This is a genomic window from Streptomyces sp. NPDC001750 (assembly GCF_042892615.1).
In the GTDB taxonomy this organism is placed as follows: domain Bacteria; phylum Actinomycetota; class Actinomycetes; order Streptomycetales; family Streptomycetaceae; genus Streptomyces.
Genome location: NZ_JBIAUE010000001.1, coordinates 491,766 through 511,233 on the forward strand (window position 1 = coordinate 491,766; position 19,468 = coordinate 511,233).

Annotated in this window: 14 protein-coding genes and 1 tRNA gene; 3 read left to right on the forward strand and 12 right to left on the reverse strand. The window is 68.7% G+C overall.

The window, feature by feature from the left end; genetic code table 11:
• Positions 1-77: 77 nt before the first annotated feature.
• The 10 genes from ACFYY6_RS02210 to ACFYY6_RS02255 all read right to left on the reverse strand — a co-directional run bounded on the left by ACFYY6_RS02210 (position 78) and on the right by ACFYY6_RS02255 (position 13,365).
• Positions 78-3,992: a DNA-directed RNA polymerase subunit beta' gene (locus ACFYY6_RS02210; protein WP_351521134.1), complete on the reverse strand. Its 3,915-nt coding sequence runs from the start codon at positions 3,990-3,992 to the stop codon at positions 78-80.
• Positions 3,993-4,122: 130 nt separating this feature from the next.
• Entirely contained in the window at positions 4,123-7,608 is a 3,486-nt protein-coding gene (gene rpoB, locus ACFYY6_RS02215) for a DNA-directed RNA polymerase subunit beta (protein ID WP_351521133.1), read from the reverse strand.
• A 602-nt stretch (positions 7,609-8,210) separates the two neighbouring features.
• Entirely contained in the window at positions 8,211-8,597 is a 387-nt protein-coding gene (gene rplL / locus ACFYY6_RS02220) for a 50S ribosomal protein L7/L12 (protein WP_351627593.1), read from the reverse strand.
• A 110-nt stretch (positions 8,598-8,707) separates the two neighbouring features.
• Complete coding sequence (rplJ, locus tag ACFYY6_RS02225) at positions 8,708-9,238, reverse strand: 50S ribosomal protein L10 (RefSeq protein ID WP_073786754.1); 531 nt, start codon at positions 9,236-9,238, stop codon at positions 8,708-8,710.
• 274 nt (positions 9,239-9,512) lie between these two features.
• Entirely contained in the window at positions 9,513-10,379 is an 867-nt protein-coding gene (locus tag ACFYY6_RS02230) for a hypothetical protein (RefSeq protein ID WP_351521131.1), read from the reverse strand.
• 179 nt (positions 10,380-10,558) lie between these two features.
• The gene (gene rplA / locus ACFYY6_RS02235) at positions 10,559-11,281 is read right to left on the reverse strand and encodes a 50S ribosomal protein L1 (RefSeq protein ID WP_351521130.1); all 723 of its coding nucleotides are present in this window, start codon (positions 11,279-11,281) and stop codon (positions 10,559-10,561) included.
• 81 nt (positions 11,282-11,362) lie between these two features.
• Positions 11,363-11,797 carry a 50S ribosomal protein L11 gene (rplK, locus tag ACFYY6_RS02240; protein ID WP_073786749.1) on the reverse strand — a complete coding sequence of 145 codons (435 nt, stop codon included), beginning with the start codon at positions 11,795-11,797 and terminating at the stop codon, positions 11,363-11,365.
• Positions 11,798-11,973: 176 nt separating this feature from the next.
• Positions 11,974-12,825 carry a transcription termination/antitermination protein NusG gene (nusG, locus tag ACFYY6_RS02245; protein ID WP_073786748.1) on the reverse strand — a complete coding sequence of 284 codons (852 nt, stop codon included), beginning with the start codon at positions 12,823-12,825 and terminating at the stop codon, positions 11,974-11,976.
• Positions 12,826-12,898: 73 nt separating this feature from the next.
• Positions 12,899-13,186, reverse strand: a complete 288-nt coding sequence (gene secE, locus ACFYY6_RS02250; protein ID WP_073786747.1) for a preprotein translocase subunit SecE — start codon at positions 13,184-13,186, stop codon at positions 12,899-12,901.
• A 106-nt stretch (positions 13,187-13,292) separates the two neighbouring features.
• Positions 13,293-13,365, reverse strand: a tRNA-Trp gene (locus ACFYY6_RS02255).
• A gap of 235 nt (positions 13,366-13,600) precedes the next feature.
• On the opposite strand from ACFYY6_RS02255, the gene ACFYY6_RS02260 reads away from it, so the two are divergent.
• From ACFYY6_RS02260 to ACFYY6_RS02270, 3 genes are all read left to right on the forward strand, one after another.
• Positions 13,601-14,827, forward strand: a complete 1,227-nt coding sequence (locus tag ACFYY6_RS02260) for a pyridoxal phosphate-dependent aminotransferase (RefSeq protein WP_389191281.1) — start codon at positions 13,601-13,603, stop codon at positions 14,825-14,827.
• A gap of 119 nt (positions 14,828-14,946) precedes the next feature.
• Positions 14,947-15,969 carry an adenosine deaminase gene (locus tag ACFYY6_RS02265; RefSeq protein WP_351521123.1) on the forward strand — a complete coding sequence of 341 codons (1,023 nt, stop codon included), beginning with the start codon at positions 14,947-14,949 and terminating at the stop codon, positions 15,967-15,969.
• Positions 15,970-16,014: 45 nt separating this feature from the next.
• Positions 16,015-16,650, forward strand: a complete 636-nt coding sequence (locus ACFYY6_RS02270; RefSeq protein WP_389191284.1) for an NAD(P)-dependent oxidoreductase — start codon at positions 16,015-16,017, stop codon at positions 16,648-16,650.
• Positions 16,651-16,726: 76 nt separating this feature from the next.
• On the opposite strand, the gene ACFYY6_RS02275 is transcribed toward ACFYY6_RS02270, so the two are convergent.
• Together ACFYY6_RS02275 and ACFYY6_RS02280 are read right to left on the reverse strand one after the other, a co-directional pair.
• Positions 16,727-17,782 carry a UDP-N-acetylmuramate dehydrogenase gene (locus ACFYY6_RS02275; protein ID WP_351521119.1) on the reverse strand — a complete coding sequence of 352 codons (1,056 nt, stop codon included), beginning with the start codon at positions 17,780-17,782 and terminating at the stop codon, positions 16,727-16,729.
• Between the two features lie 141 nt (positions 17,783-17,923).
• A complete protein-coding gene (locus ACFYY6_RS02280) occupies positions 17,924-19,366 on the reverse strand; it encodes a DHA2 family efflux MFS transporter permease subunit (protein WP_389191287.1) in 1,443 nt (480 codons plus the stop codon).
• Positions 19,367-19,468: the final 102 nt, after the last annotated feature.

Genomic DNA, 19,468 nt, shown 5'->3' on the forward strand with positions numbered 1-19,468 from the left:
CCGCACGACACGCCGGAGGGCGGCCACCCCCACGGGGTGACCGCCCTCCGGATCAGGCATCGGATCAGACGTACGCCTTACTGGTTGTACGGACCGTAGTCGTAGTCCTCCAGCGGAACGGCCTGGCCGGAGCCCGTGCCGAACGGCGAGTAGTCGATGTCGTCGTAGCCGACGGCCGAGTACATCGCGGCCTTGGCCTCCTCGGTCGGCTCGACCCGGATGTTGCGGTAGCGGGACAGGCCCGTACCGGCCGGGATGAGCTTACCGATGATGACGTTCTCCTTGAGGCCGATGAGGCTGTCGGACTTGGCGTTGATCGCCGCGTCCGTCAGGACTCGGGTCGTCTCCTGGAAGGAGGCGGCCGACAGCCAGGACTCCGTCGCCAGCGAGGCCTTGGTGATACCCATCAGCTGCGGACGGCCAGAGGCGGGGTGACCGCCCTCGGTGACCACACGACGGTTCTCGGTCTCGAACTTCGAGCGCTCGACGAGCTCGCCCGGCAGCAGCTCCGCGTCGCCGGACTCGATGATCGTCACGCGGCGCAGCATCTGCCGGATGATGATCTCGATGTGCTTGTCGTGGATCGACACACCCTGCGAGTTGTAGACCTTCTGGACCTCGCCGACCAGGTGGACCTGGACCGCGCGCTGGCCGAGGATGCGCAGCACGTCGTGCGGGTTGGTGGCACCCACGGTGAGCTTCTGGCCCACCTCGACGTGGTCGCCCTCGCCCACCAGCAGACGGGCGCGCTTCGAGATCGGGTAGGCCGTCTCGTCGCTGCCGTCGTCCGGGGTGACGACGATCTTCTTGGTCTTCTCGGTCTCCTCGATACGGACGCGGCCGGCCGCCTCCGAGATCGGGGCGACACCCTTGGGCGTACGGGCCTCGAAGAGCTCGACGACACGCGGCAGACCCTGGGTGATGTCGTCACCGGCCACACCACCGGTGTGGAAGGTACGCATCGTCAGCTGGGTACCGGGCTCACCGATGGACTGGGCGGCGATGATGCCGACCGCCTCACCGATGTCGACCAGCTTGCCGGTGGCGAGCGAGCGTCCGTAGCAGAAGGCACAGGTGCCGACCGCGGACTCGCAGGTCAGGACCGAGCGGGTCTTGACCGTCTCGACGCCGGCGGCGACCAGCGCGTCGATCAGGACGTCACCGAGGTCGACGTTGGCCGGTGCGATGACCTTGCCGTCGACGACGACGTCCTCGGCGAGCATGCGGGCGTAGACCGAGGTCTCGACGTCCTCCGCCTTGCGGAGCACGCCGTCGGCGCCCTTCTCGGCGATCCGCAGCTTCAGGCCGCGGTCGGTGCCGCAGTCCTCCTCGCGGATGATCACGTCCTGCGAGACGTCCACCAGACGACGGGTCAGGTAACCCGAGTCGGCGGTACGCAGGGCGGTGTCCGCCAGACCCTTACGGGCACCGTGCGTGGAGATGAAGTACTCCAGCACGGACAGGCCCTCGCGGAAGGACGCCTTGATGGGACGCGGGATCGTCTCGTTCTTCGCGTTCGACACCAGACCGCGCATACCGGCGATCTGCCTCATCTGCATCATGTTTCCTCGGGCACCCGAGTCGACCATCATGAAGATGGGGTTGGTCTTGGGGAAGTTCTCGTTCATGGCCTCGGCAACCTCGTTGGTCGCCTTGGTCCAGATCGCGATGAGTTCCTGCGTGCGCTCGTCCTTGGTGATCAGACCGCGCTCGTACTGCTTCTGGACCTTCTCGTCCTGCGCCTCGTAGCCCGCGACGATCGCCTTCTTGGCCTCGGGGACCACGACGTCGGAGATGGCCACGGTGACACCGGAACGGGTCGCCCAGTAGAAGCCCGCCGCCTTCAGGTTGTCGAGCGTCGCCGCCACGATGACCTTGGGGTAGCGCTCGGCGAGGTCGTTGACGATCTCGGAGAGCTGCTTCTTGCCGACCGAGTAGTCGACGAACGGGTAGTCCTCGGGCAGCAGCTCGTTGAAGAGCGCGCGGCCCAGGGACGTACGCAGCCGGAACGAGTCGCCCTGCTGGTACTCACGCTCGCCGACGCCGTCGCCCGCTTCCTCGGCGACCGGCGGCACCCAGCCGCGCGGCGGGATGGTGCCCACCGGGAAGCGGATGTCGACCTTCGCCTGGAGCGACAGCTCGCGGGCGTCGAAGGCCATGATCGCCTCGGCCGTGGAGCCGAAGGAACGGCCCTGTCCGACGACGTTGCGCTCCTCCTCGTCCGTGGTGAGGAAGAACAGGCCCAGCACCATGTCCTGGGTCGGCATGGTGACGGGACGGCCGTCGGCCGGCTTCAGGATGTTGTTCGAGGACAGCATCAGGATGCGGGCCTCGGCCTGCGCCTCCGCGGAGAGCGGCAGGTGGACGGCCATCTGGTCACCGTCGAAGTCCGCGTTGAAAGCGGTGCAGACGAGCGGGTGGATCTGGATGGCCTTGCCCTCGACCAGCTGCGGCTCGAAGGCCTGGATGCCGAGGCGGTGCAGCGTGGGCGCACGGTTCAGCAGCACCGGGTGCTCGGCGATGACCTCTTCGAGGACGTCGTACACCACGGTGCGACCGCGCTCGACCATGCGCTTGGCCGACTTGATGTTCTGCGCGTGGTTCAGGTCGACCAGGCGCTTCATCACGAACGGCTTGAACAGCTCCAGCGCCATGGCCTTCGGCAGACCGCACTGGTGCAGCTTCAGCTGCGGGCCGACGACGATCACGGAACGCGCCGAGTAGTCGACACGCTTGCCGAGCAGGTTCTGACGGAAACGACCCTGCTTGCCCTTCAGCATGTCGCTGAGGGACTTCAGCGGGCGGTTGCCGGGGCCCGTCACCGGGCGGCCGCGACGACCGTTGTCGAAGAGGGCGTCAACAGCCTCCTGAAGCATGCGCTTCTCGTTGTTGACGATGATCTCCGGGGCACCGAGGTCCAGGAGCCGCTTCAGACGGTTGTTGCGGTTGATCACACGGCGGTACAGGTCGTTCAGGTCGGAGGTCGCGAAGCGGCCACCGTCCAGCTGCACCATCGGACGCAGGTCCGGCGGGATGACCGGCACGCAGTCGAGCACCATGCCCTTGGGCTTGTTGCTGGTCTGCAGGAACGCGGAGACGACCTTGAGGCGCTTGAGCGCGCGGGTCTTCTTCTGGCCCTTGCCGGTGCGGATGATCTCGCGGAGCTTCTCGGCCTCCTCCTCCAGGTCGAAGGACTCCAGCCGCTTCTGCAGGGCGGCGGCGCCCATGCAGCCGTCGAAGTACGTGCCGAAGCGGTCACGCAGCTCGCGGTAGAGCAGCTCGTCGCCCTCCAGGTCCTGGACCTTGAGGTTCTTGAAGCGGTTCCACACCTCGTCGAGGCGGTCGATCTCGCGCTGCGCGCGGTCGCGCAGCTGCTTCATCTCGCGCTCGGCGCCCTCGCGCACCTTGCGGCGCACGTCGGCCTTGGCGCCCTCGGCCTCCAGCTCGGCCAGGTCGGTCTCGAGCTTCTTGGCGCGGGCCTCCAGGTCGGCATCGCGGCGGTTCTCGATCTGCTGGCGCTCGACGGAGACGTGCGCCTCCAGCGAGGGAAGGTCGCGGGTACGCCGCTCCTCGTCCACGTACGTGATCATGTACGCGGCGAAGTAGATGACCTTCTCCAGGTCCTTCGGCGCCAGGTCGAGCAGGTAGCCCAGGCGCGACGGGACGCCCTTGAAGTACCAGATGTGGGTGACGGGAGCGGCGAGCTCGATGTGACCCATGCGCTCACGGCGCACCTTGGCGCGCGTGACCTCGACGCCACAGCGCTCACAGATGATGCCCTTGAAGCGGACACGCTTGTACTTGCCGCAGTAGCACTCCCAGTCCCGGGTCGGACCGAAGATCTTCTCGCAGAAGAGTCCGTCCTTTTCGGGCTTGAGCGTGCGGTAGTTGATGGTCTCCGGCTTCTTCACTTCGCCGTGCGACCAGGTCCGGATGTCGTCCGCGGTGGCGAGGCCGATCCGCAGCTCGTCGAAGAAGTTGACGTCGAGCACTTGTCGTCAATCCCTCTTTCGGGGGTTCGAGCCCCCTCGCGTCAGGCGAGAAATATGGGGCACTTCAGCAATGGTCTGAACGGGTCCGGGGAGAGCCGGCCGGATCACGAGGATCCGGCCGGCCAACCCGTCAGACCTCTTCGACGCTGCTCGGCTCGCGCCGGGACAGGTCGATACCGAGCTCCTCCGCCGCGCGGAAGACGTCCTCGTCCGTGTCGCGCATCTCGATGGACATGCCGTCCGAGGACAGCACCTCCACGTTGAGGCAGAGCGACTGCATTTCCTTGATGAGCACCTTGAAGGACTCGGGGATGCCGGGCTCGGGGATGTTCTCGCCCTTGACGATGGCCTCGTAGACCTTCACGCGGCCGGTCACGTCGTCGGACTTGATCGTCAGGAGCTCCTGGAGGGCGTATGCGGCGCCGTATGCCTCAAGGGCCCACACCTCCATCTCACCGAAGCGCTGACCACCGAACTGCGCCTTACCACCCAGCGGCTGCTGGGTGATCATCGAGTACGGACCCGTCGAACGCGCGTGCAGCTTGTCGTCGACGAGGTGGTGCAGCTTGAGGATGTACATGTAGCCGACCGAGACCGGGTCCGGGAACGGCTCGCCGGAGCGGCCGTCGAACAGCTTGGCCTTGCCGGAGGGCTGCACCAGGCGGTCGCCGTCGCGGTTCGGGATCGTGGCCTCGAAGAGGCCGGAGATCTCGTCCTCGCGCGCACCGTCGAAGACGGGGGTGGCGACGTTGGTGCCGGGGGCGACCCGGTCGGCGCCGATCGTCTGGAGGCGCTTGGCCCAGTCGTCGGCGAGGCCGGAGACGTCCCAGCCGCGGCTGGCGAGCCAGCCGAGGTGGATCTCCAGGACCTGTCCCGGGTTCATTCGGGACGGGACACCCAGCGGGTTGAGGATGATGTCGACGGGGGTGCCGTCCTCCAGGAACGGCATGTCCTCGATCGGCAGGATCTTCGAGATGACGCCCTTGTTGCCGTGACGGCCGGCGAGCTTGTCACCGTCGGTGATCTTGCGCTTCTGCGCGACGTAGACGCGGACCAGCTGGTTCACGCCGGGCGGCAGCTCGTCGCCCTCCTCGCGGTCGAAGACGCGGACGCCGATGACCTTGCCGATCTCGCCGTGGGGGACCTTCAGCGAGGTGTCGCGGACCTCGCGCGCCTTCTCACCGAAGATCGCGCGGAGCAGGCGCTCCTCGGGGGTCAGCTCGGTCTCGCCCTTGGGCGTGACCTTGCCGACGAGGATGTCGCCGGCGACGACCTCGGCACCGATGCGGATGATGCCGCGCTCGTCGAGGTCGGCGAGGACCTCCTCGGAGACGTTCGGGATGTCCCGGGTGATCTCCTCGGGGCCGAGCTTGGTGTCACGGGCGTCGACCTCGTGCTCCTCGATGTGGATCGAGGAGAGGACGTCGTCCTGCACGAGGCGCTGCGACAGGATGATCGCGTCCTCGTAGTTGTGACCCTCCCACGGCATGAACGCCACGAGCAGGTTCTTGCCCAGGGCCATCTCGCCGTTCTCGGTGGCCGGACCGTCGGCGAGGACCTGGTCGGCGACGACCCGGTCGCCCTCGGAGACGATGACCTTCTGGTTGACCGAGGTGCCCTGGTTGGAGCGCATGAACTTGGCGATGCGGTACGTGGTGTACGTGCCGTCGTCGTTCGTCACGGTGATGTAGTCCGCGGAGACCTCCTGGACCACACCGTCCTTCTCGGCCTTCAGCACGTCACCGGCGTCGGTGGCGCAGCGGTACTCCATGCCGGTGCCGACGAGCGGCGCCTCGGACTTGATCAGCGGCACCGCCTGCCGCATCATGTTCGCCCCCATGAGGGCGCGGTTGGCGTCGTCGTGCTCCAGGAAGGGGATCATCGCGGTGGCGACGGACACCATCTGGCGCGGGGAGACGTCCATGTAGTCGACGTCCGCGGCGGACACGTAGTCGACCTCGCCACCGCGGCGGCGGACCAGGACGCGGGGCTCGACGAAGCGCAGCTCCTCGGAGAGGGGCGCGTTCGCCTGGGCGATGACGAAGCGGTCCTCCTCGTCGGCGGTGATGTAGTCGACCTCGTCGGTGACCTGGCCGTCGACGACCTTGCGGTACGGCGTCTCGATGAAGCCGAACGCGTTGACGCGGCCGTACGAGGCGAGCGAACCGATCAGACCGATGTTCGGGCCTTCGGGGGTCTCGATGGGGCACATGCGTCCGTAGTGGGACGGGTGCACGTCACGGACCTCGAAGCCGGCCCGCTCACGGGAGAGACCACCCGGGCCGAGCGCGGACAGACGACGCTTGTGCGTCAGCCCGGACAGCGGGTTGTTCTGGTCCATGAACTGGGACAGCTGGCTGGTGCCGAAGAACTCCTTGATGGAGGCGACGACCGGCCGGATGTTGATCAGGGTCTGGGGCGTGATCGCCTCGACGTCCTGGGTCGTCATGCGCTCGCGCACGACGCGCTCCATACGGGCGAGACCCGTACGGACCTGGTTCTGGATGAGCTCGCCGACATTGCGCAGACGGCGGTTGCCGAAGTGGTCGATGTCGTCGGTCTCGACGACGATCGTGCGGCCGGACTCGCCGACCGTCTCGGTCTCACCGGCGTGCAGCTTGACCAGGTACTTGATGGTCGCGATGACGTCGTCGGTGGTCAGCACGCCGGCGTCCAGCGGCTCGTCGGCGCCGAGCTTCTTGTTGACCTTGTAGCGGCCGACCTTCGCGAGGTCGTAGCGCTTCGGGTTGAAGTAGAGGTTCTCCAGCAGCGTCTGGGCGGCCTCGCGCGTCGGCGGCTCGCCCGGACGGAGCTTGCGGTAGATGTCGAGCAGCGCGTCGTCCTGGCCCTGGGTGTGGTCCTTCTCCAGGGTGGCGCGCATGGACTCGTACTCGCCGAACTCCTGAAGGATCTGCTCGGTGGTCCAGCCGAGCGCCTTCAGCAGGACGGTGACGGACTGCTTGCGCTTGCGGTCGATACGGACACCGACCATGTCGCGCTTGTCGATCTCCATCTCCAGCCAGGCACCCCGGGACGGGATGATCTTGGCGGAGAAGATGTCCTTGTCGGACGTCTTGTCGATGGAGGAGTCGAAGTAGACACCCGGCGAACGGACCAGCTGCGACACGACGACACGCTCGGTGCCGTTGATGACGAAGGTGCCCTTGTTCGTCATGAGCGGGAAGTCGCCCATGAAGACCGTCTGGGACTTGATCTCACCGGTCTCGTTGTTGGTGAACTCCGCCGTGACGAAGAGCGGGGCGGCGTACGTGAAGTCGCGCTCCTTGCACTCGTCAATCGAGTTCTTCGGGGGCTCGAAGCGGTGGTCGCGGAACGTGAGCGACATCGACCCGGAGAAGTCCTCGATCGGGGAGATCTCCTCGAAGATTTCCTCCAGTCCGGACTTGGTGGGGACGTCTTGTCCACTGTCCAGAGCAGCCTCGACGCGAGCCTTCCAGGCGGCATTGCCGAGGAGCCAGTCGAAGCTCTCGGTCTGCAGCGCGAGGAGGTTCGGAACCTCGAGGGGCTCCTTGATCTTTGCAAAGGAGATGCGCAGCGGGGCGGTGCTGGCACCGTTGTTCGTATTCGCGGTCGAGGCGTTGCGCGAGGCGGCCAAGAGGGGGTCCTTCCGAGGGCTCGGACTCACTACGCGCGTACCGGTCCCAAGCTGGACGCCGAGACGGTCGGTTCCTGACTCCGGCCAGAAAAGGCCAGGTCAGAGACGTGTGATCGTCGGTGCTCAAGCGTGGGCATGCCCCTGGTGACGGGCAGGGGGCAGCTAACAGGCAGCGCAAAGGGACAGTGTAGCCAAACGGCACACTGATGTCCAGTGAGGGTTCTCAGAGACCCACGTTGCTCGCACCAGTTGTTCTCAACACCTATTGGTCCTGCGCGTGCTGCGCTCTTCTTTACTGCCCACTTCGGCCACGATCCATGCCTCGGATTCGGATCGATGTGCTGACGCGTCCTGAGAATCGCGCGCCGCGTCCGGTTCGTCAAGGCCCCCTGCCAGGGGCCGCGCCCCGACAGCGGCCGACGCCGGACGGCCGTCCCCCGAGAGGCAACGGCGATGATCACCATACTCGTCGCCGCAGGAAGAGCAAGGCAGCGGCCCCGGGTACGACGAAGGGCGACCACCCCGATGGGTGATCGCCCTTCGTCACGCGACCTCCGTGCCGTACGGCACGGGCGGCGAAAGGAGTCGGCCGACTCCTGAGGTCACTTGACCTCGACAGCGGCGCCGGCGCCCTTGAGGGCCTCGGCGGCCTTGTCGGCGGCCTCCTTGTTGACCTTCTCGAGGACCGGCTTCGGGGTGCCGTCGACGAGGTCCTTGGCCTCCTTCAGACCCAGCGAGGTCAGCTCACGCACGACCTTGATGACCTGGATCTTCTTGTCGCCGGCGCCGGTGAGGATGACGTCGAACTCGTCCTTCTCCTCGGCGGCCTCGGCCGGGGCACCCGGGGCGCCCGGGGCGGCGACGGCGGCCACGGCGGCGGCGGCGGTGACGTCGAACTTGTCCTCGAAGGCCTTCACGAACTCGGAGAGCTCGATGAGGGTCATCTCCTCGAACTGCGCGAGCAGGTCTTCCTGGCTGAGCTTCGCCATGATGGCGTCCTTCCACTAATTCGGCTGGTGCCGGATGTACATGTGAGGCGGGCGTACAGGCCCGCTACGACCGCCGCTCCACCGGAGCAGCGATCACTGCGCGAGCCGAATTACTCGGCACCGCCCTGCTCGGCCTGCTTGGCGCGCAGCGCGTCCACGGTGCGGACGAGCTTCGACGGCAGAGCCTGGAAGAGCGAGGCAGTCTGGGACTGCTTGCCCTTGAAGGCACCGGCCAGCTTGCTGAGCAGAACCTCGCGGGACTCGAGGTCCGCGAGCTTCTTGATCTCATCGGCGGACAGCGCCTTGCCATCAAGGACACCGCCCTTGATGACGAGGTTGGGGTTGTCCTTGGCGAAGTCACGAAGACCCTTCGCCGACTCCACCGGGTCACCGGTGATGAAGGCAACCGCCGTCGGACCCGCGAAAAGGTCGTCGAGCGAGTCGATCCCGGCCTCGTTGGCCGCAATCTTGGTCAGCGTGTTCTTCACCACGGCGTACTGGGCGTTCTCACCGAGCGAACGGCGCAGCTGCTTGAGCTGGGCCACGGTGAGACCCCGGTACTCGGTCAGCACGGCGGCGTTCGAGCTGCGGAACTGGTCCGTCAGCTCGGCTACCGCGGCAGCCTTGTCGGGCCTTGCCATGAGCGTCGGCCTCCTTCCGGGTGATGAGGACCGCTCAGAAGGGACCGGGAAAGACGAACGCCCCGGCGCAGGCGCCAGGGCGTAGCTCGACCGAAAGGAATCCGGGAGCTCTCCACAGTCACCTGCGCGGGTCGCCCGTACTCGACGGATCCTTCGGTCGCCGTTCCCTTCTACGAGGGCACGGCGACGACCAGCGGTCTTTGGCTTCTGGGTGAGAGTACGCGACCGGTGTCGCGTCGGGCAAATCCGTCCGCTGCCGCGACGGCACGCGGCCTCAGCCCGTGGGGGCGCCGGTCTTCTGCTGCTGCTTCATGAGGTCGGTGAACTTGACCGTGTCGCCGGCCGACGGCTTCTCCACGGAGACCTTCGTGCCGTAGTCGCTGTAGTAGACGGTCGAGTTCATCTCGCCGGTCTTCATCTTGGCGCGCTCGGTCTTCTTGACCAGGAGGTCGTTCTCGTCGACCCAGATGTCGACCTGCTCCGTGGTTATCCCCACCTCGTCCAGCTGCTTCTTCAGCTCGGTGAGCTGGGCGGCGTCGAGCGCGGAGTTCTTCTCGGTCAGCCCGGCGACGTCGAGGGTGCCGGCGTAGTGCGTGGTGCGGACCCCGCGCACGTCCTCCTCGCCGACCTTCTTCACGTCGCCGGAGGCCAGCAGGGACTGCACGCCCTGGTTGGGCGTGGCGTTCTGCATCTGCTGCTTCATCGCCTCGCCGGAGGCGCCCGCGAGCTTGGCGAGGTCGGCGTATTCGTAGCTGATCCAGCGCTTGCCGCCGGACTGCTGGGCGAAGCCGTCGCCCATGTTCACGGCGTAGCCGTCCTTGTAGTAGCGGGCCTCCATCGCGCCGCTGCCACCGCTCTGCTTCATGGCGTCCGCCATGCTGCCGCCGGTGTAGGTGATCTGCATGGTGCCCGTCAGGCCGTCGGACCAGTCGACGGCGCCGGTCTGCTTCATGGACATGAGAGTGCCCATCTCGGTGGTTCCCTCGACCTTCGCCGAGTTGACCCCACCCGTCTTCTTCTGCACCTGGCGCAGCGCGGCGATCGGGTCGAACTTCTCGGCGCCGCTGCAGGATGTGACGGACGTCAGCGCCGCCGCCACCGCCACCGCCAGGCCCACCCGTCGCACAGTACTGGTCCTCATGACCGTTTCCACCCCTCGTTCGACTCTCGGACCCTCACGCTAACGCACAGGTCTGACACAGCCCGCTCATACGTACGGACATCTCGCGCGTACGGATACGGGGACGGGCCCCGCACCTGAAAAGGTTGCGGGGCCCGTCGATGTCACACGTGACACGGCGTACGGCCGAGCGCGGGGGCTCAGACGGCGGCCGGGTCCTCCTCGACGAGGAGGTTGCGGGTGCGGTTGGCGTCCAGCGGGATGCCGGGGCCCATCGTGGTGGCCAGGGTGGCCTTCTTGATGTAACGGCCCTTGGCTGCGGACGGCTTCAGACGGAGGACCTCCTCCAGCGCCGCACCGTAGTTCTCCACCAGCTTGGTCTCGTCGAAGGAGACCTTGCCGATGATGAAGTGGAGGTTCGCGTGCTTGTCGACACGGAACTCGATCTTGCCGCCCTTGATGTCGGTGACGGCCTTGGCGACGTCGGGGGTGACGGTGCCGGTCTTCGGGTTCGGCATCAGACCACGCGGACCGAGCACGCGGCCGAGGCGGCCGACCTTGCCCATGAGGTCCGGGGTGGCGACGACGGCGTCGAAGTCCAGACGGCCCTTCGACACCTCGTCGATGAGCTCGTCGGCGCCGACGATGTCGGCGCCCGCGGCTTCCGCGGCCGCAGCACGGTCACCGGTCGCGAAGACCAGGACCCGGGCGGTCTTGCCGGTGCCGTGCGGGAGGTTCACGGTGCCGCGGACCATCTGATCGGCCTTGCGCGGGTCGACGCCCAGGCGAAGGGCGACCTCGACGGTGCCGTCGAACTTGGTGGAGGCGGTCTCCTTGGCGAGACGGACGGCCTCGAGCGGCGCGTAGTTGCGCGACCGGTCGACCTTGGCGTCCGCAGCGCGGAGGTTCTTGCTGCGCTTCACTTCTGCTCCTGTGTTCTCAGGGTGTGGAGTCGTGGTGCGGGCCAGCGCTCGGCCCTACCACTGCGTACGAAAGGGGCTGGGTCAGCCTTCGACCGTGATGCCCATGGAACGGGCGGTGCCTTCGATGATCTTCGACGCGGCGTCGAGGTCGTTGGCGTTCAGGTCGGGGAGCTTCGTCGTGGCGATCTCGCGGACCTGGGCGGCCGTCAGCTTGGCGACCTTGGTCTTGTGCGGCTCGCCGGAGCCCTTCTCCACACCTGCGGCCTTGAGGATCAGCTTCGCGGCCGGCGGAGTCTTGGTGACGAAGGTGAAGGAACGGTCCTCGTAGACCGTGATCTCCACCGGCACGACCATGCCACGCTGCGACTCGGTCGCGGCGTTGTAGGCCTTGCAGAACTCCATGATGTTGACGCCGTGCTGGCCGAGCGCGGGGCCGACCGGCGGAGCCGGGTTGGCCGCACCAGCGTTGATCTGGAGCTTGATAAGCCCCGTGACCTTCTTCTTCTTGGGAGGCATTGCTCTCTCCGGGTCCTAGTGAGAGTGTTCCGCCACCATCCGGTCATCCGGATGGAGGCATACCGCGCAACGATAACGGGTATGGCTGCGCGACCAAAAACCGAGCAGGTCAGACCGGCGACGAAACCGGCCCGACCTGCTCGGTAGGCGTGCGTCCAGAAATCCGCGGAAAACCGTCAGTTCTTCTGGATCTGGTCGAAGCTGAGCTCGACCGGGGTCTCGCGGCCGAAGATCTCGACGAGACCCTTGACCTTCTTCGAGTCGGCGTTGATCTCGTTGATCGTCGCCTGGAGCGTGGCGAACGGGCCGTCGGTGACGGTGACCGAGTCGCCCACCTCGAAGTCGAGCACCTGCACCTCGACCTTGCGGGCCGGCGCCGGCTTGCCCTCGGCCTCCGCGGCCTCGCGGGCGGCCTTCTCCTCCGCCTCCGGGGCGAGCATCTTGACGATCTCGTCCAGGGTCAGCGGGTACGGGTCGTAGGCGTTGCCCACGAAGCCGGTGACACCGGGGGTGTTGCGTACGACGCCCCAGGACTCGTTCGTCAGGTCCATGCGGACCAGGACGTAGCCCGGGAGCTTGTTCTGGCGGACGTTCTTGCGCTCGCCGTTCTTGATCTGGACGATCTCTTCCTCGGGCACCTCGGCCTGGTAGATGAAGTCCTCGACGTTCAGCGAGACGGCGCGCTGCTCCAGGTTGGCCTTCACGCGCTTCTCGTAACCGGCGTACGTGTGGATGACGTACCACTCGCCGGGCAGGCCGCGGAGTTCCTCGCGCAGGGCTGCGACGGGGTCGACCGGGGCGGCCTCCTCGGCATCACTCTCGTCGTCGTCGGAATCCGCGTCGGCTGCGGCGTCGTCCTCGATGTGCAGGGCGGCCTGCTCGGCAGGCTCCCCTGCGGCGGCGTCGGCAGCTTCGGCCTGGTCCGGCTCCTCGGCGTCCGCCGCCTCGACAATGTCGAGCTCGTCCTCGGCGGACTCGAAGGCGCCCGCCGTCGGCTCGACGGCGTCGTTCAGGTTCGGGTCAGACACGGTGGCTGCTTCTTCCTGGCTACATATGGGTGGAACATGCGAAAGGGGCGCCCATGAGGCGCCCTCCGCGGGATCAGCCGAAGACGTACTTGATGACCCGCTGGAATCCGAAGTCAATCACGGTCACGAGGCCGATCATGACGACGACGAAAGCGATCACCACAGTGGTGTACGTCGTCAACTGGGAACGAGTCGGCCAGACGACCTTGCGCAACTCGGCGATGATCTGGCGGTAGAACAGCGCGAGGCGCCCCAGGGGGCCCTTCTTTCCGCGCTTGCCGCCCTTCCGGGTCTTCTTCTTCGACTCGGGTACTTCATCCTCGGCATCAGGCATGTCGATGGAGCCCACGGCGTCCGTCACGCTTCTCACCTGATTCCGGGTCGTGGCCGTGCCGCGCCCGGTGGAGCCGCACGGCGGTGCATTGAAGTACGTACATGCGCACACTTCCTGGCGAAGGAGTGTGTAGCAGGGCCGGAGGGACTTGAACCCCCAACCGCTGGTTTTGGAGACCAGTGCTCTACCAATTGAGCTACGACCCTTTGTGGTTTCCACCAACCTACCGCATCTTCCCGGGTACTCCGGGCGGGGAAGCGATTCGGCCGGTGAAGGCCAACGACAGGTGAGTGTACGTGTTCGGCGGCCCGGCGTCGAACAGATAGCTCGCGGCATCTCCCGCCGCATGTCGTGCGCGGGCCGTCCGGATGCCCTCGGGATCCTGTCCGCTCCCCGAAACCCTCGCGCCGCCGGGCCCGGCGGTCTGGGACCATGGAGGCCATGAGCGCTGCAACTCCTCCGTCCGAGCGCCGGGTCTCCGCCCGCGTCGGCGCGATCTCCGAGTCCGCCACCCTCGCCGTCGACGCCAAGGCCAAGGCCCTCAAGGCCGCCGGCCGTCCGGTGATCGGCTTCGGCGCCGGCGAGCCCGACTTCCCGACCCCCGGCTACATCGTCGAGGCAGCCGTCGAGGCCTGCCGCAACCCGAAGTACCACCGCTACACCCCGGCGGGCGGGCTCCCCGAGCTCAAGGCCGCGATCGCGGAGAAGACGCTGCGCGACTCCGGCTACGAGGTCGACGCCTCCCAGATCCTCGTGACCAACGGCGGCAAGCAGGCCATCTACGAGGCGTTCGCCGCGATCCTCGACCCGGGCGACGAGGTCATCGTCCCGGCCCCGTACTGGACCACCTACCCCGAGTCGATCCGGCTGGCCGGCGGCGTCCCGGTGGAGGTCGTGGCCGACGAGACCACCGGCTACCGGGTCTCCGTGGAGCAGCTGGAGGCGGCCCGCACGGAGAAGACCAAGGTGGTCCTCTTCGTCTCGCCCTCCAACCCGACCGGCGCCGTGTACGCCGAGGCCGAGGCCGAGGCGATCGGCCGCTGGGCCGTCGAGCACGGCCTGTGGGTGCTGACCGACGAGATCTACGAGCACCTGGTCTACGGCGACGCGAAGTTCACCTCGTTGCCGGCGCTCGTGCCCGAGCTGCGCGACAAGTGCGTCGTGGTCAACGGTGTCGCCAAGACGTACGCGATGACCGGCTGGCGGGTGGGCTGGCTCATCGGCCCGAAGGACGTCGTCAAGGCAGCGACCAACCTCCAGTCGCACGCCACGTCCAACGTCTCCAACGTCGCCCAGGTGGCCGCGCTGGCCGCCGTCTCCGGGGACCTGGACGCGGTCGCCGAGATGCGCACCGCCTTCGACCGGCGCCGCCGGACCATCGTCCGGATGCTCAACGAGATCGACGGCGTGCTGTGCCCGGAGCCCGAGGGCGCGTTCTACGCGTACCCCTCGGTGAAGGGGCTGCTCGGCAAGGAGATCCGCGGCAGGCGTCCGGCCACCTCGGTCGAGCTGGCGGCGCTCATCCTGGACGAGGCCGAGGTCGCGGTCGTACCGGGCGAGGCGTTCGGCACGCCGGGTTACCTGCGCCTCTCGTACGCCCTGGGCGACGACGACCTCGTCGAGGGCGTCTCGCGGCTCCAGAAGCTCCTGGCGGAGGCCAAGGCGTAGCGGCGCCGGAATTCCGTCACCGACCCCCGGCCGGCCGGGGGTCGGTTGTTTGTTCGCACGCAACCCCTGATTGGCAAAGCGGCTACCGCCGGAGCCCGCCCGTGCGGCAAGATCCTGGGATGGAGCGTGATGTACGGCTGTTGCCCAAGGCCCACCTGCACCTGCATTTCACCGGGTCGATGCGGCCCACGACCCTGCTCGAACTCGCCGACAAGTACGGCGTGCGCCTCCCTGAGGCCCTGACCGGCGGAGAACCGCCCCGGCTGCGGGCCACGGACGAACGGGGCTGGTTCCGCTTCCAGCGGCTCTACGACATCGCCCGCTCCTGCCTGAGGGCACCCGAGGACATCCAGCGGCTGGTGCGCGAGACGGCCCAGGAGGACGTCGTCGACGGTTCCGGCTGGCTGGAGATACAGGTCGACCCCACCTCGTACGCCCCGCTGCTGGGCGGCCTGATCCCCGCGATCGAGATCATCCTGGACGCGGTGGACGCCGCCTCGCGCGAGACCGGTCTGCCGATCCGGGTGGTGATCGCGGCGAACCGGATGAAGCACCCGTTGGACGCCCGGACGCTGGCCCGGCTCGCGGTGCGGTACGCGGACCGGGGCGTGGTCGGCTTCGGGCTCTCCAACGACGAGCGCCGGGGCATGGCCCGGGACTTCGACCGGGCCTTCGCCATCGCCCGGGACGGCGGTCTGCTGGCCGCCCCGCACGGCGGCGAGCTGTCGGGCCCCGCCAGCGTGCGGGACTGCCTGGACGACCTGGACGCCTCCCGGATCGGGCACGGTGTCCGGGCCGCCGAGGACCCCCGGCTGCTACGCCGACTGGCGGAGAGCGGGGTGACCTGCGAGGTGTGCCCGGCGTCGAACGTGGCGCTGGGCGTCTACGAGAAGCCCGCCGATGTCCCCCTGCGCACTTTGTTCGACGCCGGGGTGCCGATGGCGCTGGGGGCGGACGACCCGCTGCTCTTCGGCTCCCGGCTGGCCGCCCAGTACGACCTCGTACGGCGCCATCACGCGTTCACCGACGAGGAGCTCGCGGAGCTGGCCCGGCAGTCGGTACGCGGCTCCGCCGCGCCGGCCCCGGTCCGCACGGAGCTGCTGGCGGGCATCGACGACTGGCTGGCGAAGCCCGTCGGCTGAGAGCCTGTCGCGCGAGCGGGTGTTCACTCCCCGGGGAGGTGCGTCATGAGGATCACGGTGTTCGGTGCGACGGGCGGTGTCGGCCGGGAGATCGTCCGCCAGGCGGTGGCGGCGGGCCACGAGGTGACCGCGGTGGTGCGCGATCCGGCGCGGCTGCCCGTACCGCCCCCCGGGGTGAGCGTCCGCACGATGGCGCGGCTGGAGGATCCGGAGGCGCTGCGCGAGGTGGTGGCGGGCCGGGACGCGGTGCTCTCCGGGCTCGGCTCGCGCGGGCGGAGGGCCCACGGCGTGGCGGAACGGCTGACCCGGTCCGTGCTGCGGGCGATGGAGGCCGAGGGGACGCGGCGGCTGGTCGTGGTCAGCGCGGCCCCGGTCGGCCCGCGCCCGTCCGACGACCCGCTGGTGGACCGGCTGGTCCGCAGGGTGCTGGGGGCGGTCCTCAAGGAGGTCTACGCCGACCTGACGCGCATGGAGGCCGCGCTGGCCGGGAGCGCGACGGACTGGACGTCGGTACGGCCGCCGAAGCTCACCGACGGCCCGCTGACGGGCACGTACCGGACGGTCGTCGGCGGCAGTCCGCGCGGCGGCCGAACCATCTCGCGGGCCGACGTGGCCCACGCGATGCTGGCGCTGGTCGACGACCCGGCCGCGGTGCGGCGGGGCGTGGGCGTGGCGTACTGAGGAGCCCCCGGCTCGCCGGGGGCTGTGCGCGGGCCCGGCGTACCGTCCGGCGCCCCGCACGCCCGCCGTACGTGTCCTACAGGCTCACGCCGACCGTGACGGGTTCGTTGACGAGGGTGACGCCGAACGCCTCGTGGACCCCTGCGACGACCTCGCGGGCGAGCGCGAGGAGGTCCTCGGTGGTGGCGCCGCCCCGGTTGGTCAGCGCGAGGGTGTGCTTGGTGGAGATGCGGGCCGGTCCGGTGCCGTAGCCCTTGGTGAAACCGGCCCTGTCGATGAGCCAGGCTGCGGAGGTCTTGACGCGTCCCTCGGCCGCGGGGAAGGCGGGGGGCGTCACGTCGGGGCCGAGCCGGTCCCGGACGCGAACGAGGAACGCCTCGTACTGGGCCGCCTCCAGGATCGGGTTGGTGAAGAAGGAACCGGCCGACCAGGAGTCGTGGTCCTCGGGGTCCAGCACCATGCCCTTGCCCGCGCGGAGCTTGAGCACGGTGTCGCGGGCGGCGGAGGCGGGCACGCGCTCGCCTTGTTCGACGCCCATGGCGCGGGCCGTCTCGGCGTACTTCAGGGGCGCGGACAGGCCGCCCGCGTCCTCCAGCTCGAAACGGACACGGAGCACCACGAAGCGGTCGGGTTCGGCCTTGAAGCGGCTGTGCCGGTACGAGAAGGCGCATTCGGCGTTGGAGAGGGTGACCATTTCACGGGCCTGCCGGTCGTAGGCCACGACCTCCGTGATCGTGGAGGCCACCTCCTGGCCGTAGGCGCCGACGTTCTGGATCGGCGTCGCCCCGGCGGAGCCCGGGATTCCGGCCAGGCACTCGATGCCCGCGAGACCGGCTTCGACGGTGCGGGCGACCGCGTCCGTCCAGATCTCCCCGGCAGCCAGCTCCAGCGCCGTGCCGTCCAGGGCGAAGCCCTGGGTCGCGATGCGCAGGGCGGTGCCGTCGAAGCCCTTGTCGCCGATGACCAGGTTGCTGCCGCCGCCGATGACGAGGAGCGGAGTGCCGGTGTCGTCGGCCTCGCGCACGGCCTCGATCACCTCGGCGTCGGTCGTCGCCGTGAGGAGGCGGGAGGCGGGACCACCGAGACGGAAGGTGGTCAGCGGGGCGAGGGGGGCGTCGTGGAGTTCCTGCACGGGGACAAGAGTACGGTCCGCCCGTGGACGGCCCGGGCGCGCGTCCCCGGGCGCACCCGGGACGCGGCCCCCACCCCTCGGCGGTGCCGCGGACCGGTGCGACCGGGGCCGGGGATCCCGGAGAGGACGCGAGGGCCGCGCTCAGGCGGGGGCGGGGACGCGCTCCCCCGCCGCGTCGTCGGCCGCCGCGGTCCCAGGGGCCGGGGCCTCGTCGCGCCCCGGTATCAGCAACGCGACGAGGGCGGCCAGCGCCACCGCTCCGGCGCCGATCCACACCGCCGGGACGGTGCCGTCCGTGAAGGCGCGCGCCGACTCGTAACCGCCGCGCGAGGAGAAGACCGTGGCGAGCACGGCGACGCCGAGGGCCCCGCCGACCTCGCGCAGCGCGTTGTTGGTGCCGGAGGCGATGCCCTGCTCGGCGGGACGGACGCTGGACATCACGAGCCCGGCGGCGGGCGCGAAGTACAGGGCCATGCCGACGCCGCTGACGATCAGGCCGGGCAACTGCGCGGCGTACGAGGCGTCGGGTTCGAGGACCAGGGCGAAGAGGGCCAGGCCGACCGCCTGGAGGGCGAGCCCGGTGACGACCACCGGACGCCCGCCGAACCGGTCGGAGAGCATCCCGGCGATCGGCGCGACCAGCATCGGCATCCCGGTCCAGGGCAGCATCCGCAGGCCCGCCTCGGTGGGCGAGTAGCCCACCACGGCCTGGAGATACTGGCTGAGCAGGAAGATCGCCCCGAACATGCCGAGGAACATCAGCAGACCGGCCGCGTTGATCCCGAAGAACGCGCGGCTGCGGAACAGCCGCATGGGCAGCATCGGGTGCTTCGCGCGGAAGCCGTGGACGACGAACCCACCGACGAGCACGGCACCGACGAGCAGCGAGCCGAGGACGGTGGGGCTGGTCCAGCCGTCCTCATTGGCGTTGACCAGGCCATGGACGAGGCCGAAGAGGCCGCCGCTGACCAGGAGCGTTCCGGGAACGTCGAGCCGCGCGCCGGGCGCGTACGACTCGGTCAGCCGCAGCCGGGCGAGCGGCATCAGGAGCAGGCCGACCGGAACGTTCAGCCAGAAGATCCACTGCCAGGACAGGTGCTCGGTGAGGCTGCCGCCGATCAGCGGACCGCCGGCCACGGCGAGTCCGGAGACGGCGCCGAAGATGCCGAGCGCGGCACCCCGGCGGGCGGGCGGCACGGCGGCCGTGAGGAGGGTGAGCGTCAGCGGCATCATGATCGCCGCACCGAGGCCCTGCACGGCCCGGAAGGCGATCAGCTCGCCGATCCCCGACGAGAGCGCGGCCGCGGCGGAGGCGCCGGTGAAGACGGCGAGCCCCACGAGGAAGAGCCGACGGCGTCCGAACCGGTCGCCCAGGGCCGCTCCGAGCATGAGCAGGACAGCGAAGGTGAGGGTGTAGGCGTTGACCGTCCATTCGAGCTCGGCGAGTTCGCCGCCGAGGCTCTTCCGGATGGAGGGCAGGGCGGTGGTGACGACGAGGTTGTCGAGGGCGGCCATGAAGGCGGCGACGCTGGTGATGACGAGGGTCCAGACCGCTCCCGAGCGGCCTGACGCTGGCTGGTTCACTGCTCTGCTCCCCCTACGGATTAGTTATCAATTACTAACTTGCTTGGACAGAAAACCGGACAGAAATCCGGACGGAGCCGGGCCGGACCGGACGGAGCCAGG